Origin of the sequence: Pseudoalteromonas sp. Hal040, assembly GCF_037162425.1 — a bacterium.
In the GTDB taxonomy this organism is placed as follows: domain Bacteria; phylum Pseudomonadota; class Gammaproteobacteria; order Enterobacterales; family Alteromonadaceae; genus Pseudoalteromonas; species Pseudoalteromonas gelatinilytica.
The window spans coordinates 1,821,346-1,838,433 of sequence record NZ_JARLUU010000001.1 but is presented as its reverse complement, the minus strand read 5'-3'; the positions used below and the strand labels follow the sequence as shown (position 1 = coordinate 1,838,433).

General features: G+C 40.8%; 13 protein-coding genes and 1 pseudogene. 9 read left to right on the top strand and 5 right to left on the bottom strand.

Translation table 11 applies throughout. From position 1 onward, the window contains the following. Nucleotides 1–1,227 carry an amidohydrolase family protein gene (locus P4S60_RS08250; RefSeq protein WP_337115626.1) on the top strand — a complete coding sequence of 409 codons (1,227 nt, stop codon included), beginning with the start codon at nt 1–3 and terminating at the stop codon, nt 1,225–1,227. 63 nt (nt 1,228–1,290) lie between these two features. Here the strand turns inward: P4S60_RS08250 and P4S60_RS08245 are convergent. Next, a pseudogene (locus P4S60_RS08245) lies at nt 1,291–2,489 on the bottom strand (Nramp family divalent metal transporter). Between the two features lie 313 nt (nt 2,490–2,802). Between P4S60_RS08245 and P4S60_RS08240 the strand changes: the two are divergent. Then, complete coding sequence (locus P4S60_RS08240; RefSeq protein ID WP_337115625.1) at nt 2,803–3,219, top strand: MAPEG family protein; 417 nt, start codon at nt 2,803–2,805, stop codon at nt 3,217–3,219. A gap of 74 nt (nt 3,220–3,293) precedes the next feature. Here the strand turns inward: P4S60_RS08240 and P4S60_RS08235 are convergent, their stop codons facing one another. Further along, on the bottom strand, nt 3,294–5,141 hold the full coding sequence (locus tag P4S60_RS08235; RefSeq protein ID WP_337115624.1) for an ABC transporter ATP-binding protein: 1,848 nt from the start codon (nt 5,139–5,141) through the stop codon (nt 3,294–3,296). Nucleotides 5,142–5,300: 159 nt separating this feature from the next. Here P4S60_RS08235 and P4S60_RS08230 point away from each other — a divergent pair, with 159 nt between their 5' ends. The 4 genes from P4S60_RS08230 (at nt 5,301) to P4S60_RS08215 (ending at nt 7,499) form a co-directional block, all read left to right on the top strand. Further along, on the top strand, nt 5,301–6,131 hold the full coding sequence (locus P4S60_RS08230) for an alpha/beta hydrolase (protein WP_337115622.1): 831 nt from the start codon (nt 5,301–5,303) through the stop codon (nt 6,129–6,131). 3 nt (nt 6,132–6,134) lie between these two features. After that, complete coding sequence (locus P4S60_RS08225; RefSeq protein ID WP_337115621.1) at nt 6,135–6,530, top strand: VanZ family protein; 396 nt, start codon at nt 6,135–6,137, stop codon at nt 6,528–6,530. Between the two features lie 61 nt (nt 6,531–6,591). Further along, nucleotides 6,592–6,963, top strand: coding sequence for a PAS domain S-box protein (locus P4S60_RS08220; protein WP_337115620.1), 372 nt, complete (start codon nt 6,592–6,594; stop codon nt 6,961–6,963). Nucleotides 6,964–6,968: 5 nt separating this feature from the next. Then, nucleotides 6,969–7,499 (top strand): GGDEF domain-containing protein, encoded by a 531-nt coding sequence (locus tag P4S60_RS08215; protein WP_337115619.1) that lies wholly within the window; start codon nt 6,969–6,971, stop codon nt 7,497–7,499. A gap of 23 nt (nt 7,500–7,522) precedes the next feature. Here P4S60_RS08215 and P4S60_RS08210 read toward each other — a convergent pair whose 3' ends face one another. Beyond that, nucleotides 7,523–8,623 carry a tyrosine-protein phosphatase gene (locus P4S60_RS08210; RefSeq protein ID WP_337115618.1) on the bottom strand — a complete coding sequence of 367 codons (1,101 nt, stop codon included), beginning with the start codon at nt 8,621–8,623 and terminating at the stop codon, nt 7,523–7,525. Between the two features lie 65 nt (nt 8,624–8,688). Then, nucleotides 8,689–11,178 carry a TonB-dependent receptor gene (locus tag P4S60_RS08205; RefSeq protein ID WP_337115617.1) on the bottom strand — a complete coding sequence of 830 codons (2,490 nt, stop codon included), beginning with the start codon at nt 11,176–11,178 and terminating at the stop codon, nt 8,689–8,691. 308 nt (nt 11,179–11,486) lie between these two features. Between P4S60_RS08205 and P4S60_RS08200 the strand changes: the two genes are divergently transcribed. The 3 genes from P4S60_RS08200 (at nt 11,487) to P4S60_RS08190 (ending at nt 14,908) form a co-directional block, all read left to right on the top strand. Next, nucleotides 11,487–12,326 (top strand): hypothetical protein, encoded by an 840-nt coding sequence (locus tag P4S60_RS08200; protein ID WP_337115616.1) that lies wholly within the window; start codon nt 11,487–11,489, stop codon nt 12,324–12,326. An 82-nt stretch (nt 12,327–12,408) separates the two neighbouring features. Then, nucleotides 12,409–13,419, top strand: a complete 1,011-nt coding sequence (locus P4S60_RS08195) for a hypothetical protein (protein ID WP_337115615.1) — start codon at nt 12,409–12,411, stop codon at nt 13,417–13,419. A 91-nt stretch (nt 13,420–13,510) separates the two neighbouring features. After that, a complete protein-coding gene (locus tag P4S60_RS08190) occupies nt 13,511–14,908 on the top strand; it encodes a M28 family metallopeptidase (RefSeq protein WP_337115614.1) in 1,398 nt (465 codons plus the stop codon). Here the strand turns inward: P4S60_RS08190 and P4S60_RS08185 are convergent. Further along, nucleotides 14,901–17,057, bottom strand: coding sequence for an ATP-binding protein (locus tag P4S60_RS08185; protein ID WP_337115613.1), 2,157 nt, complete (start codon nt 17,055–17,057; stop codon nt 14,901–14,903). The genes P4S60_RS08190 and P4S60_RS08185 overlap by 8 nt on opposite strands. Nucleotides 17,058–17,088: the final 31 nt, after the last annotated feature.

The window sequence follows — 17,088 nt, the reverse complement described above, 5'->3', positions numbered from 1 at the left end:
ATGACAAAATTAACTAAATCATTAAAGCTGTCACTTGTTGCTGCTGGCTTATTTTCTGCGACAGCAAGTGCTGCATCGCTCGCGATTGTCAATGCGACACTACACACTTCAACAGAGCGAGGCGTACTGGAAGGCGCAAGCGTTGTTATTGAAGATGGCAAAATTGTTGCTATTAACCCGGCCTCTATTAATGCTGATACAACGATTGACGCCAAAGGCCAAATCGTAACTGCTGGCTTTATTGGCACAATGAACCAGTTAGGCTTAGTCGAAGTGGGTGCAGTTGATGGCTCACGTGATAGTGGAGACGACAAAGCGGGGATTGATTTTGATCCAAGCCTTGCATTTAATCCTCGCAGTAGCTTAATTCCTTATGCTCGCAAAGGCGGCATTACTCAGGATGTAATTGTACCAAGTGGTGGTGACAGTATCTTTGCGGGTCTTGCCTCTGTGGTTGACTTATCAGGTAGTTTTGAAAGTGTGAATAAAAAGCAAGTTGCACTTGTTGTTCACCTAGGCGAAAAGAGCAAAGGCTCACGTGCTATGTCGATGAAAACACTTATCGACAAGCTTGAAGGCGAAAAGTCAGCTAAAAAAGATGACAAAAAAGAGCCATCGACAGAGCAAAAAGTGCTAGCAGCTGTACTGGCTGGTGATATGCCGCTGATTGCGAGTGTTCAACGTGCATCAGACATTTATGAGCTTGTTAAGTTGAAAGAAACTTATGGCCTTAATTTAGTAATTCATGGCGGTGATGATGCCGTTGTGGTTGCTGATACACTCGCTAAAGCTAACGTGCCTGTGATCATCAGCTCAATGGCAAACTTACCAGGCAGCTTTGACTCACTTCATGCAAACCTTGCTAACGCAGGGAAGCTTGAAAAAGCCGGTGTTAAAGTCATTATTGGTGTTGCGGGTGATTCAAGCCACAATGTATACCAATTACGCTTTGATGCAGGTAATGCTGTGTCTTACGGTATGAGCCAGCAAGGTGCACTAAGTGCCGTAACCAGCAATATTGCTGATGTTTTTGGCTTAAACTCGGGCACGATTGCAAAAGGTAAACGTGCAAACCTTGTAATGTGGTCTGACGATCCTTTTGATTTTAAAGCTCACGTGAGCAAAATGTGGATCAACGGTGAAGAAGTTTCTACCGAAGCGCGTCAAGACAAACTACGCGACCGTTATACAACTGACTCAGCGATGCCACGCGCTTATACTAAATAAGTGTTCAGCATATGGAAAAGGCCGCAAATTTGCGGCCTTTTTTTAATGCTTATAAAGTATAAGCTAAAAAATTAGATTGCTTAGTTTATAAAGGCTAAGGCCAAATATAAGCAGTATTACTGGCACAATCACAAGATTAAGTAAAAGCGAATTAGTGTAGCCTTTCATCACTGATTTTTGATTCACTAACCAAACAAGATAACAGGTCACAATTGGAAGTAATAAACCATTGGCAGCTTGCGCAAAGATAATAACCGCAACCGGATCAAGCCCAAGCGATGCGACCAGTGCACCGAAAACAAGGATAACAATAGCAACGAGTTTAAAGCGTGTATTACTCATTTGCGTTGACCAGCCAAGCATCCCACAAACAGCGTAAGCACCCGCAAGAGGGGCAGTTATTGCACTAGTAAGACCGGCCGCACATAAACCGATAGCAAAGAAATAGTGAGCCATACCACCTAAAAGAGGTTCAAGTTGCACAGCCATATTTGCCGCTGATATTTTACCAGCGTCGGTACCGTAAAATGCCACTGAGGCTGTCGATAAAATGGCTAACGTAATTATGCCGCCTAAAGTAATCGAAATACTGGTATCAAGATTTGTTTCTTTGATGACTTTGTCGATGTTTTTTGAGCTATCGTTTTTTTCAGCAAGCACGCCTGAATGTAAAAATAGGTTATAGGGCACGATAGTTGTACCAATTAAGGCAAGCACGGTAGTGAGAGAATCCTCTGGTAAGCTGGGTATAAAGCCTTTTAGTACTTCCCCAAGTGGTGGAGCCGCCATCACTAGCGTTGAAATAAACACTAAGCTCATCAACACCACTAAAACAATTAACGCCCCCTCAATGACTTTATGTTTACCAGTGTACAAAAGAACTGCACTTAAAATTGCAATTAGGGAGTCCAGAGTATTGGGCTTATTGACGGTATTATTTCTTGCAGTCCTAAACTGGCGCCAGTCAGATTGCCTGCTTCATAGGCTGCACTGCCAATGCCAATTGCACTGATCACTAATATAGCAGCCAGGGCTTTAAAAATCGGTGTTTGAATGGTGGTTCTAAGTGCAGACGCTAAATCAAGTCCTGTAGCCACACCAAGACGAGCAGCCATGGATTGCAGCAAAATAGTTGCTACAACAGAGAATAATAACGTCCAAATAAGTGCAAAGCCAAAATTAGCACCAGCAACACTGGCTGTGGTGATAGTACCTGGGCCAATAAAAGCAGCGGTGACCAGAAGTCCGGGACCTAAACGCATGATAAAACCTTTTATTATTATTTTAGTACATTAACTGATAGATAAAACAGCTATCGTTATATAAAACAGATCTTAAGACTATAGAGAGTCGAAGCAAGGGTAAAGTAAAAGAGGTGAGCTGCGTTAAGTTCACGTGTTTAACAAATATCAATCCACTCTGTAAAATTTATACAAAGTAGGTAGCAGTGGCACAGCATACATAGTTTTTAATAAATATATAATTATTTAAAATCAGTAGGTTATTATAATTTTTGGTTTGGTTGGTTTTTTGCAAGGAATAGGCATTCATGTTGTTATACAAAAGGAAATGAAAATGCCTGAACTTACTTTTTCAGCTTATGCGGCTGTGTATGTTTATCTAATTATGCTAACTATTCAGTGGATAGTTGCAGCTGTCACTAAAGCCAAACAACCCAATGCAGTGCCTGGTAAACTCGATAACTCATTAAGCCATGACAGCTTTGTATTTCGTTCACATCGTACTTTTATGAATACCTTAGAAAATAGCCCGTTATTTTTAGGTACCGTATTTCTTGGGTTCTTTTTAAACTTAAACAGTAGTGTATTTGCACTGTGTATTTGGCTATATGTGATAGCCAGAATTATTCATATGCTGTTGTATTATGGTGTGGCTACTGAGAAGAACCCAAGCCCACGCAGCTATTTCTTTTTAATCGCTGCTTTGGCAAATAGTGTGATGCTAGTTCTGATTGGTTTACGTTTGATTTAAACAGCATTACTAACATATAAAAAAGGCATTGAAAGAATACTCATTCAATGCCTTTTTTAATACTGAAAACCTAGCTACTCAACGCCAATAAAGCCACCGGTTTGATGTGACCATAGGGCGGCATAGATGCCACCTTGCGCGATTAATTGCTCGTGAGAGCCTTTTTCAACCACGCCACCTTCATCAAGCACAATGAGTCTGTCCATTTGCGCAATAGTTGATAGGCGGTGCGCAATGGCAATCACTGTTTTACCCGTCATTAAATCGTCTAAGCTAGTTTGAATTGCAGCTTCTACTTCAGAATCAAGGGCACTGGTTGCTTCATCTAAGATTAGAATTGGCGCATCTTTTAGAAGGACACGTGCAATAGCGATACGTTGACGTTGACCACCAGAAAGCTTCACGCCGCGTTCACCAACTTGTGCGGCAAAGCCTTTATTGCCTTTGCTGTCTTCAAGGTCTTCGATGAACTCAAGCGCCTTCGCTTGTTTTGCTGCAGCGAGCATTTCATCTTCAGTAGCATCGGGCCTGCCATATAGAATATTATCTTTTACTGAGCGGTGTAACAGCGAGGTATCTTGCGTCACCATCGCTATGTGCTTACGTAAACTTTCTTGGCTTACCTCAGCGATGTTTTGGCCATCAATGCGAATTGTGCCCGAGTCAACATCATAAAAGCGCAGTAATAAATTAACTAAGGTAGATTTACCTGCGCCAGAGCGACCCACTAAACCTATTTTTTCACCCGGTTTGATGTCTAGATTTAAACCATTGATAACAGGGCCGCGATGGGTTTCGTTGGCAGCTTTACCATAGTTAAATTGCACATTATCAAAGCTTATCGACCCATTATTAACTGCAAGGGTACTCGCGTTTTCTTTATCATCCACTTCAATCGGTGTTGATAGCGTTTTCATACCATCAGCAACAGTACCAATGTTTTCAAATAGACTACTGATCTCCCACATGATCCACTGTGCCATGCCGTTTAATCTCAGTGATAAACTTACCGCTATGGCGATTGCACCAACACTTATGGCACTAATTGACCATAGATACAAAGAGAGGGCTGCAATACTGAATACCAATAAATAATTTAGCGTGTTAATAGAGAAGTTTAGGCTAGTAACTAAGCGCATCTGCTTGTATACCGGCTGTAAAAACACATCCATGCTGTCTTTTGCATATTGTTCTTCTCGTCGCGTGTACGAGAACAATTTGATAGTAGAAATATTGGTGTAACTATCCACCACACGTCCGGTCATTTCCGAGCGTGCATCAGCCTGCGAGCTGGCTACTTTTTTTAGCTTAGGTACAAAATACATTTGAATAGCGGCGTATAAAACCAGCCAAATCAATAATGGCAACATTAAACGCCAGTCAGATTCTGCGACCAAAAACACCATAGCGCCAAAGTAGACCACGATATACATAAGTACATCGAGCAATTTCATCACTGATTCACGAACAGCCAATGAGGTTTGCATCACTTTTGTCGCAATACGGCCAGCAAATTCGTTTTGATAAAAACTAACACTTTGGCGAAGCAAATAACGGTGGGCTAACCAACGGATAGACATAGGATAGTTGCCAAGCAGTGCTTGATGTAATACCGCTGAGTGAAAGAACACGACAATAGGTAACACCACCAGCAATATAATTGCCATTTTTGTCAGTTCAGCCTGCTGCTCAACAAACAAGGTATCTGGGGTATATTGACCAAGCCAATCGACAAGCTGGCCCATGTAACTGAATAGCGATACTTCTAAAATAGCGAGTGCTGCGGCGCTTAACGACATCAGCAGCAATGAAAGCTCCATGCCACGGGTATAATGACGGCAAAAAGCAAGTAAGCTATTAGGTGGTTGAGAAGGTTGTTCTTTAGGAAACGGATTAGTCATCCGCTCAAATAAACGATACATACACGACGCTTTTTAAAAATCAAAGTGGCCTTACTATACCATTTGAGTGGTTTTTTAGCAGTTCATTTAATTTAAAAACTAAGATTAAAATCTATCAACTATTCAGTTATTTACATCTAGTCTGAGAAATGAAAATATAATAAGAAAAAGGAATTAATGATGAAAAAGTTGCTTTGTACGCTGTCCCTCGTTTTCAGCTTACCACTTTGTGCCTACCAAACCGATACCCACATATTTAAGGGTAAAAAAACTGCCATCGAAAAACCTGTAACGGTGACATTACCGGATGGCTATCAAGACTCAAAAAAGTACAATGTTATCTATGTATTACACGGTTACAGTGGTAATCACAGCGATTGGACTAAGCTGACAAACATAGAAAAATTGGCAGACCAATATGATGTCATCATTGTTAACCCAGATGGCAACTTCGGTTCGTGGTATCTCGATTCTGATATCGAAAAAAGCTCGCAATACGAAACCTACATCGCAGACGATTTACTAAATTATATCGATTCCAAATATTCGACCAACCGGTCTAAAAATGGCCGTGCAATCACTGGTTTATCGATGGGTGGCTTTGGTGCCTTGCACATTGCAATAAATCACCCAGACCAGTTTGCAGCAGTTTCAGGGATATCTGCTGGGGTTGATGTTAGGCCTTTTAGTGCAGAGTTTGACCTTGCAAAAGTACTCGGCAGTTACGCTGAAAACAAAGAAAAATGGGATAGCATTGCCATTATTAATAATCTTCATAAAATTGCTGCAGGCAATACAGCATGGAAAAAAGACGCTGATATCTTACCAATTATGCTTGATATTGGTGTCGATGACTTTTTTATTGAGCAAAACCGAGCGCTACATCAAGCGATGTTAAAAATGCGGATCCGCCATGACTATGTTGAGCGTCCGGGTATTCATGACTGGCACTATTGGAATAAAGTGATTGCCTATCAATTTTTATTTTTAACCTCACATATGGCGCCATAAAAGATGTTTCAACGTATTCTTGTATTAATTGCCCTCGGCTTTTTTGGTTTTATTGGTTGGGTTATTTATCTTGCCAATACCGGGCAAAAGTCGGTGTTTTTCGAACTCGTTGCGGCTATGCCTTACGGTGATAAGTTGGGGCATTTTTGCTTATTTGGACTACTCACATTATTCATCAACCTTGCCTTTAAATTTAAAACAATGAACGTTGCTGGGCGTCCTATTTATTTAGCTGTGTTGATTGTTAGTACATTTGTGATTTTAGAAGAGCTAAGCCAGCATTTTGTCGAATCTCGAACGCTAGACTTTGTCGATTTAATTGCTGACTTTGCGGGTATTGCGGTATTTAGCGCTATTTCACCGTGGCTTTGCAAAAAGTTATATCCAACTAAGGTCTAAACTTTCAGTGACTTGTTAGGTTTCGTCTATACTCAATGTAGACCTAGCCTAAAAGTTGCGTATGAACAAAGATACCTCGGATTATTTGTCAGATATTATTGAGCTTCTACTCGATGCAGTATGCGTAGTTGATGCCAAAGGCACGTTACTTTTTACTAATCCAGCCTTTGAAACAATTTTCGGATACGCGCCAGAAGAAGCCATCAATAGAAACATGCTCGACTTTGTCTATCCAGAAGACAGAGCCAAAACCATCAATGCCATTAATCAAATAGTGGTTAATGATCAACACCCACGATTTGAAAACCGTTGGGTTAGAAAAGATGGCAGAATAGTGCATGTTTTGTGGTCTGTTTATTGGTCAAAAGAAAAGCAAGTCAGAGTGGCTATTGCTTATGACATTACTGAGCAAAAAAACTCGAACAAAAACTGATTTATATGGCAGGGCACGATCCTCTGACCGATCTTCCGAACCGCAGCTTCCTAACAACTCAGCTCGAAGAGTCATTGTCGATTGCGAACACCATTTCAACGGTGATTGCAGTACTGTTTATCGATATTGATGGCTTTAAGCAAGTTAATGATATTCATGGTCATGGCGCTGGCGACAAACTCTTAAAAACCATTGCCATGCGTATTCGTCATGTCTTAAAAAAAGAAGACAGTGTAGGGCGCTTAGGGGGCGATGAGTTTGTAGTGATCCTTAATAGCATTAAACATAAAAGAGACGTCATCGAAATGGTTGATGAATTAATAACCGAGATTTGCCAACCCTTAATTTATAACGATGCAGAGCTTATTTACTCGCCAAGTATCGGTGCCGTACTATTCCCTGAGCATTATGGTGACGCAGAATATCTCATTCAGTGTGCCGATAAAGCCATGTACAAAGCAAAGTATGAAGGGGGTAATCGCATGGTGTTTTATAATGATGGAATAAAGTTACCCGGCGCTAAAAATACAGGGTAACTTTGGAGTGAATGCAGTGTTATTTACAATAAGTACTTAGCACGCAGGATTTGAATGTCTTCATCACTTACGTCTAATTCGGCTTGAATGTAATTAAGTACGCTTCCGTGTTGCTGCTCCATGCTCTCAATTGCAGATTCAAGTAAAGGCTGAGTAACCCCTTTTAGTGGCATCGCTACTTCTTTTGGTAGGCTGGCAAAAAACTGCATCATAGCTGCATATTTTGGGTCCATTTTGCCTGTGTCTTTGGCAAGCATAGTTTCAAAATCGAGGTAGTCGTTTGATGCAAGATAGTCATTCATAATTGTCTGCTGATCAACGCCTAACACAGTTAAAATCAATGCAGCACTGATACCCGTACGGTCTTTTCCTGCCGTACAATGAAACAATAAACCGCCGTCTTTGTTTACTAAGCGGTCGAACATCTGTGTGTAGTTTTGTTTTTGGTCTTCTACAATTCGCGGATACATTTGTACCATGACATTTTCGAGTTTTTCACGGCTTAGGTTAGGGTCACGAAGCACTTTGCCTATTTGTCCCATATCAAAGTCCATTTCGTAGTCACGGTCGATGATTTCAACATTATCAGCAGCCCACACCGTGACTTCTGAATCTCGCTCTGAGTTTGCACGAAAATCAACAAGGGTATCGATATTTAAGCTATTGATAAGCGCATAGTCGTCGTTTGTTAGATTCGCTAAAACCCCAGAACGGTATATTTTGCCCCATTTTACAGTGCGGCCATCTTGGGTTTTGTAGCCGCCTAAGTCACGAAAGTTACGGCCACCTTCAAGTGGAATTAGTCGCGTTGTGGTCATAGTTGCTTCACCATTTTCTGGTTTTACAAAAAAGTAGTAACGCTGATGTTCATTGTTTGGTGACCAATTAAATACATTGGTAGTAATATCATCAGCAATGAGTATTGCATTCGTTAAATCGGGTGTTGTTGATACCAGCACATCAACAGCTGCAGGGATATTTTGCTGCCAGCTAATTTGGTAGTTTTCATTATTAAAATTAGTCTGTGCAGATTCAATAGCGACTTTAGGCGCAGTTGCTGTACACGCTGCAAGTGTTGATGAGACTAACGCAGCAATGGCAATTTTTTTAAAGATTGTATTCATGGTTATTCCTTAGTTATTACTCGGCTCAGAGCGATTAAACTCTGAGCGGTAAATTCAAAAGTAGGTTAGAAGTTGATACGAACACCCGCCATATAACGGCGACCGTAGCGTTCAATTTGGTTAGGAGTGGCTTCTGTGCCGATGTAACGCACGTCAATTTCATCGGTAAGGTTGTTGATGTTGGCGTAAAAACTCACATCTGAACCATACACAGGCTCTGCTAATGTGTAACTCAGTGAAAGGTCTAAACGGGTTTGTGCAGCCCAATATTCACCCATGCTGTCGTTTTCTGTTGTTGATAACCAATCATCACGATACTGATAATTTAATCGCGCAGAGAATAGGTCGTTTTCATAGTAAACGGAGCTGTTGAAAATCATGTTTGATGTGCCAGGTAAACTAAAGCTGCTTCCTGAAAGCGTGGTAAATTCACTGTCTAAGAGGGTTAGATTGGCAGAGAAACCAAAACCATCCCAACTTGCAGAGATAAAATCACTGGCTTGGCCAATAAAGTTAAGTTCGATGCCTTGGAAGTGACCTTCGTCTCCATTGACAAACCCTGTGTATTTCCATTGTTCACCGGCAAACTCACTGATGTAGTTACCTGCATCTACATAGGTCGTATCCGCATAAATTACATCGTCAATGTGTCGGTAGAAAGCGCCTACTGCAACAAGGCTAGCATCGCCTGCATACCACTCTAATGACATATCAGCGCCATATGAAGACTCAGCCTCTAAGAATGGATTACCCCCTGAGATGGTTTGCTCTGTGGTATCAATCGATGCTGATGCGCGCCATTCATTGTAAGTAGGGCGGCTCATACCCGTTGAAAGTGCGGCTCTGAATTTTACTTGATCAGTTAAATCAACATTTAAGTTCACACTCGGTAATACTTCGGTGAAGGTATCAGAATGTTCTCCTTCTGGACCACTGCTGGTGTAGTCAGTACTTTCGATACGTACACCACTGACTAAAGAACCCCATTTGAATTGGTTGGTCACCATGGCATAGGCTGTAGTAATGTTTTCATCTATATTGATTTTGCTGGCGTTATCTGGGGTGACCATAAGACCACCTGATGCGCTTTCTAAATCTGCTCTAAGCTGTTTATTGTCGTAGTAGGTGCCGTTAATGCTGTTTGTGAAATCCGTATGCCATGCTTGATCAGTTACATAGTCACTTGGGTCAATACCATAAAGTGATGCCATGCCACCATTTGTGCCATAGCCCTGTGCTTCACGCTGGTCATGGCCGATCCCCATTTTAAAGGTGTTGTTAAGCCCTGCGAAAGCAAAGTCAGTTTCTGCGTCTAGCTTAAATTGCAGGCTATCAATCGATAACGCACTGCCGTAAACCAGCAGCATTTCGTAGCCATAGTCTATATCGTTAAGTGAAGTGCCTGGTGCAAGTGTGACAAGAGGGTCGTTAATATCTGATACATCATAGCTTGCGACCGCGACGCCATATAAACTGTAAGGCAGGGGTAATAACACATCGTTTTCGGTTTTTGTGAAGTTTGTACGCGCTTCTAAAAACCAATCACCTAACTGGAGATCAGCACCGAGTGTGTTGGTCCATGTTGAGTTTTCATATAAACCATACTCTAAAGAGCGGCTTACCATGGCAAGACCAGTGCCTGTTTCACCGGCAGCTAGGTTGCTGCCCGCAGCTTCTGCACCGCCTGCAAAATCAAACACATACTGGTTGCGCTCTTCATGATCTTGGAATTTGCTGTATAGCGTACTAAAGAAAAATCGGTTCATTGAATCGCTCGGACGATATTCAAATCGGCCACCATAGGCTTCGTCTTCGCGTTTTACTTTATAGCTACGCATATCAAGTTCGTTAACAACTAGCTCTGAATCCACTTGTTCTAAATCGAATTCGCGGTTATCCGTGATTTGTTCACGGCTGTTTTGTGATGCGAATAAACTAATGCCTACATTTTCGCCAGACCATGACGTTCGCACTGAAAACTTACTAATATCACCATCCCCTAATGCTTGATTACCTAAACCTACATCAGTGGCTAGTGAGAAACCCTCGACATCAAACGGGTTAAAAGTTTCGATATTAATGAAACCAGCAATCGATTCGCCTGGCATATCAGGCATAATTGCTTTATTGGCTGATAAACGGCTAGTAATAACAGACGGGAAACTGTCAAAACGGGGAATACGGCCATTTTCAGCGCCAGGAATGGTCATGCCATCGATGGCAATTGTAGTGTAACGAAATGGCGCACCGCGAAAGTTTATATAGCGTGCTTGGCCTTGATCGCGTTCGATAGCAAGACCCGGAACGCGACCTAATGAATCTGCTAAGTTTTGATCAGGAAAGCGGCCAATGGTATCAGCTGCAACAATATCAACAAAGTTAGAGGCGGATTGCTTTGCCATAATAGCTGCTTTTTGGCTGTCTTTTATAGGGGATGCAACAGCAACGACTTCTTCTATTTCGTTATAGTCGTTTGTCTGTGCTGCATAGCTATACGACGATGAACAGGCAAGTACTACGCAAGCCGCTAATCGATTTCGAGCAAATGGTGTCACTTGAATACTCCGGGTTATTTTGGATGTTTTAAAAAGTTGGGCAAAGAATGGAATAGAAATATTGCAGTTTGGTTAAACCGGCATCGTTATAAAATACAGGGATATCTTTTAAATTTTAGTGTTTATTAAACAATAAGCTGGCAAGTTTTAGAGATGTCTTTTTAGTTAATTTACTTAACCAAATAAAGGGACATGAAAGGTTAAATTTGATGTTTTTATGACAAATAAACTAACCCAATTGCATTTCATAAGTTTGTAATACAAATGCTATAAATTAGTCATTTAAAAGACACCTTTAACAATAAAAAATGCCACGTAATTTTGTTTTCACCATTTTAAGACTGCTTATTGTCTCACTGGTTTTACTGCCTGCAATGGTGTTTTTAAGCCAGCAAACAATTGAGCCTGTTGTTTTAAAAGAGCAATACAGTTACAGCTGCAAAGTAAAACATACGAGCGGTAAAAAGCACTTTCATATTTATATGCCGACTAATTGGCAGGTTGAAGAGTTTGCACAAACCTTATGCGATACGTTGCTCGCTAAACAGAGTTTTGAAACTGTTACTGTGTCTTGGCAACCCAGAGAAATGCTCAGCACAGAACAATTACTCAGTGACAACTATGCGCTTTTTCTAAATCGTGATTATGCCTTGAGTGGTTTACTGCCAAATTGGGATGATTTTTATACAGCAATATTAAGCTTGCCTAGTTATCAGATTTCGTGGTTTTCACATCAAGACAATATGCAGCTTTCTGCAAATTCATTAAAAAATAAACGAATAGGTTTACTCGAAGACAAGCGCAGTGAGTCTGGTTATTTAGCCCCAATGAGTGAATTAAAACAGTTTGGTCATGGGCTTGAAAATGCGCAATTGGTTTTTTACCCCAATAGAGAAAGTTTGGTTAATGATTTCTTGGCAGAAAAACTCGATATTATTCCGAGTGTCGGTCACCATGGGCAATTAAAGCGTTGGCCAGCGTCAAAAACACAGCCTTTACAGCATGTTTCATCAACCTTATCTTGGTACCTTAATGATCAATATGCTGATTTAACGCCGTCGCTTGTAACCTATTTACAGCAATATCAGTCAAGGTTATTAAAGGTTCATACCACGCATCCGTATAGTCTTGATAAGGGTTTAAGATGAATTACTTAAAAGCCCTTGTATTATTTTTACTTTTTTTGTTGGGCTGATTTATTTATCTGGCCAAAATGCTAAACAGCAACTAATGATGACACTTGCAGAGCAGCTTCCTCAGGTTGTTAACCCTTCACTCAATAATGCCATAGATGAAAGCCAAGAACTTTCGCGCATTAGCCACTCACTAGTCGATGATTTACATGACATTACTTTTGTATCAAAGCTACCGGTTGACTTAGTGGCCTCTTTGACTGTGACTGAGTTAAACCTAAGTAAAACAGAGCTTTCAGGAAGTAACACACTTAACTGGCAATTTGGTAATCACGCACTCTATGCAAGCATTGATAGCTCAGTTAACTTTAACTATTGGCAGGTGGCTTTTTGGGCAGGCGCATTTACTGCACTAGGTCTACTTATTGATTATTTGTTCAAGTTTATATTTAAGCTCCAGACTAACAGGCAAAAAGTACCTATACCCGATCAAGTAATGACTGGGAAAGATAAGTTAAGCACAGCTATTGAAGAGTCACGCTGGTTTGATGGTTTAAAGCAACAGGGTTTAATAAAGGGTTTAACGGCACAGCAAGACTTACAATTGGCATCGCTTAAAGAGCAGCAACAATGTTGGTTTAGCATAGCCTTGCAGCAAGGTTTAAACATTGAACAAGCATTACAAGCGGCAGAGGCTGATGATACGTTGTGCTTTGACTTACCAAATCAGCAAGTAGTTATTCATGGTGTGCCTATCCGGCTTTCAAAGACACCCTTACTTTATTATTTTTGGTATGCAAAAAGAAAGCTTGAAGCCGAGCCTGCTTATTTAAATCCGCCGCAGGGTAAGCCTGATCATAAAAATGGTCAGCAGTTAGCCAAATTAATGCAGCAGTATGGCGGTCACCAAAAAGCGATACGTGATCTTGATGAAGGTTTAAAAGGTAAAACTTTAGATCAAAACCGCAATAAAATTAAAACTGAGCTGCAACGCGTGCTTGAAGGCTTTGCATGTAATTATCTTTTTGATAGTGAACGGGACGAACGAACTGCTCGCTATCGCTATAGCTTGAAGCTGCCAGCGGCTAAATTGAAGCTTGGCTCGTAGTTTTAACCTAGTAATTTGTTTTCTAACTCATAACTATTGCGCGAAATGAAATATTAGTTAGCCTTGAATGATTCATTGAAGGAGTGAAACTATGTTTAAGCGTAAAATAATAACAACTACGGGTGCTTTGTTTAGCTCATCGCTGTTATTGGTCTCGGCAGCTCATGCCACAACACCTCAATATAAAGATCAACAAGCTTTGCATGATATTGCAAGTGCCGTTTCTAAAACACGTATAGAGCAAGATATACAAACGCTGGTTGATTTTGGCACTCGCCATACGCTCTCTGAGACAAAATCAGATACACGCGGTATTGGAGCTGCAAGACGTTGGATCAAGTCTGAGTTTGAGGCGATTTCTAAAGCGTGCGGAAATTGCCTAGAAATTATCGAAATAAAAGACACTATTTCCGGTGAAAAGCGTATTCCAAATCCGGTTGAAGTTGTAAATATTGTGGCTATTCAGCGCGGTCAAGTTGATGCGAATCGTATGGTTATGATGTCGGGTGATATTGACTCGAGAGTGTCTGATGTAATGGACTACACCTCAGATGCGCCAGGAGCAAACGATAATGCATCTGGTGTGGCTGGTGTGCTTGAATCGGCGCGTGTTTTATCAAAGTATAAATTTAATGGCTCAATTGTTTATGCAGCATTATCTGGTGAAGAGCAAGGTTTGTTTGGCGGTAAAATTTTAGCTAAATACGCACAACAGCATAACTGGCGTGTTCATGGTGTTTTAAACAACGACATGATTGGTAATTCAACCGGCATTAATGGGGTAACAGATAACACAACTGCACGTATTTTCTCTGAAGGCACTCGCGTTATAGAAACCAAAGAGCAAGCCCATAAACGCCGCTTTACAGGTGGTGAAGTAGACTCTGCAAGTCGTAACCTTGCGCGTTACATAGATACAATCGCAGATCGCTATATTGAGAATCTGGATACCATGTTGGTATATCGACTCGATCGTTTTGGTCGAGGAGGACATCACCGTCCATTTAACGATGTTGGCTTTGCCGCTGTGCGTATAATGGAAACCAACGAAAACTATAATCAACAGCATCAAGACTTGCGTACTGAAGATGGTATTACCTACGGTGATACCATTGACCATGTTGATTTTGCCTATGCGGCGAAATTAACGTCACTCAATGCAGTGACAATGGCTTCAATGGCGTGGGCTCCAGCGCCGCCAACGGGTGTTAGTATTTCAGGTGCTGTAAAGCCCAGTACAACATTAGCGTGGCATAAAAGTGATGATCCAACCGTGGTCAGTTATAAAATCTATTGGCGTTACACCAGTGAGCCACAATGGCAATTTAGCCGCGATGTTGGCAACGTTACCGAAGCAACACTGAAAAATGTTGTTATCGATAACTACTATTTTGGTGTTGCCGCTGTAAATAAAGACGGTATTGAATCACCGGTTGTTTTTCCTGGTGATGTTGGTGCGTTTGAATGGCCAGACAAATCAACTAAATAGGAATCGTTAAGTCATAGCGTACACCACCCAGTTCGCTATGAGCTGCTGTAATATGCCAGTTATGGGCTTCGACAATTTGTTTTACTATCGCAAGCCCAATTCCTGAACCCGATTGTTTTACTGTTTTTAAGTCAGGCACTCTATAAAGATGGTCAAATATCTTTGCTAAACTCTCGTCGCTGACGCCAGGGGCTGAATCTTCATAGCAGATTAAAAGCTGTGTTTGGTTTTGGCTAATCGTCAAATTAATCTCACCGGGGTGATTTGTGTACTTAAGCGAATTACTGATTAAGTTTGCAAATAACTGGGAAAGCCGTGTTGCATCACACTCTAAACTTAATTCATCAGCAATATTTTGTGTGAATCCCACTTCAAATTTATCAAGCTGGATCAGCATATCTGCGTGTAAGCTTTGGAAATACTCAGCTGCATTAATTGTTGTTACGTTGAGCTGAAAGCTACTTTGCTCTAAAAGTGAAATTTTATTTAAATCAGTCACTAAAGTTGCCATGTCGGTGATTTTTTGGTTGAGCTTTTCGTATGTAAGCTCATTAAATTGGGTTAGGCCTGCTTGGAGCGTTTCAAGGTGTAAGCGCAAGCCGGTTAATGGACCACTTAGTTCGTGAGCAACTTGTGATAGTAACTTACTACGTTGGCTGATTTGTTTATCTAAATAATTTCGGCGCTGTTCAATAAGCTGTTTTCTTTGTCTTACTCGTAATAAAGCAATGCCCATTACAGCTAAAAGCAGGCTAAATAATAAAATGCTGTATAAGATCGTTTGGCGCTGTGAGGCGATTGCTTGGCTCTTTTCACTGTCTTGGAGTTTTAAATCTTGAATGGCTAAATCGCGGTCGCGCATCGCAATGGAGTTTTGCAGCTCTGCTAAACGTTGATTGTAGTTGTTACGGGCAAAGCCTTTTTCAAGCTCTGTAATAGTCCGTTGATATGACAGAGCCAGCTGAAAATCAGCTTGTTTTTCAGCCACAGTGATCAAATGTTCTAGAGCAATGATTTGCTTTTGTAGCTTATTTTTATTGTTACTTAATTGGTAGGCTTGCTCAGCATAATGTTTAGCTTGTTTAAGTTCAGCAGAGCCAATGTAGAGCTTTGCTAATGTAAGTAGTACATCTATATATAAGTGATCGTCTTGCTTGAGTTCAGTGATCACTTGTTTTTCAATGTTTAATGCTTGATTCGCTTTATCGATTTCGAGCAAATTTATCGCAATATTATGGTTTGCCCAGGCTGTATTACGCGTGCTGTTATAACTTGCGAACACCTGTTGAGCTTCTTGTGCGTATGCAAGTGCAGCAGAGTAGTTATTAAGTCCATATTCGCATTGGGATAGCTTAACTAAACTATGTCCGATATCAGAAAGTGAGCCCGTTTGCCTATCAAAAATGAGGGCTGTAATAAACTCGCTCTTTGCTTTTTTGTATTGCTCTAAATCTAAATAACTTTGAGCAATTGAATAACTAATGCCTGCTTGTAATGAGATGGACGGTGACATCTGCTGAATAACTTCACGGCGTTTTAGCTTATATTCTAGAGCAAGCGTTAAGCGGTCTAACTGTTCAAGATTACGCGAATAACCATGGTAGAGCATTTCTTTTTGTTTTAAGGTTAATTCACGATTTTTCTCGTGAATATAAACCTCAAGCAAGTTCAAGGCTGCTTGATACTCGCCTGCATTATGATAAGCACTGACAAGGCTCGCCACGGCATCAATTTCATAATCGATAAGTTGTAATCGCTGAAACAGGGCGACATTTTGTTGCGATAAATGAATTGCAGTTTCTAAATCATTTTCTCTGTAGGCCAACCGCGCTTTTGCAAGATATAACTCGCTGTAAATGGGGGAGTCGTTTTTGTATTTAGGGCCTGCTTCAAGTTCATCAATGATAGTTTGCGCTTGTTGAAATTGGCCGAGGTGTATGTGAACGTGAATTAACCTTACGTTAAAACTGATTTGTTCTGCAAGGCTGGCAGACTCGATGAGTTGTTTATTGATACTTTTTAAATAGTCATATCGTTTTTGGTAGTCACTGATTGTTCTGGCTTCATCAATGTTGTGTTGCAGTGTTGATGCAAAAGCACTGTTCAATGATAAGGCAAAGTACAGAATAGCAGGGGCTTTAAGTTTCATATTCGGGTTTATTATTATTTTTATTCTTAAC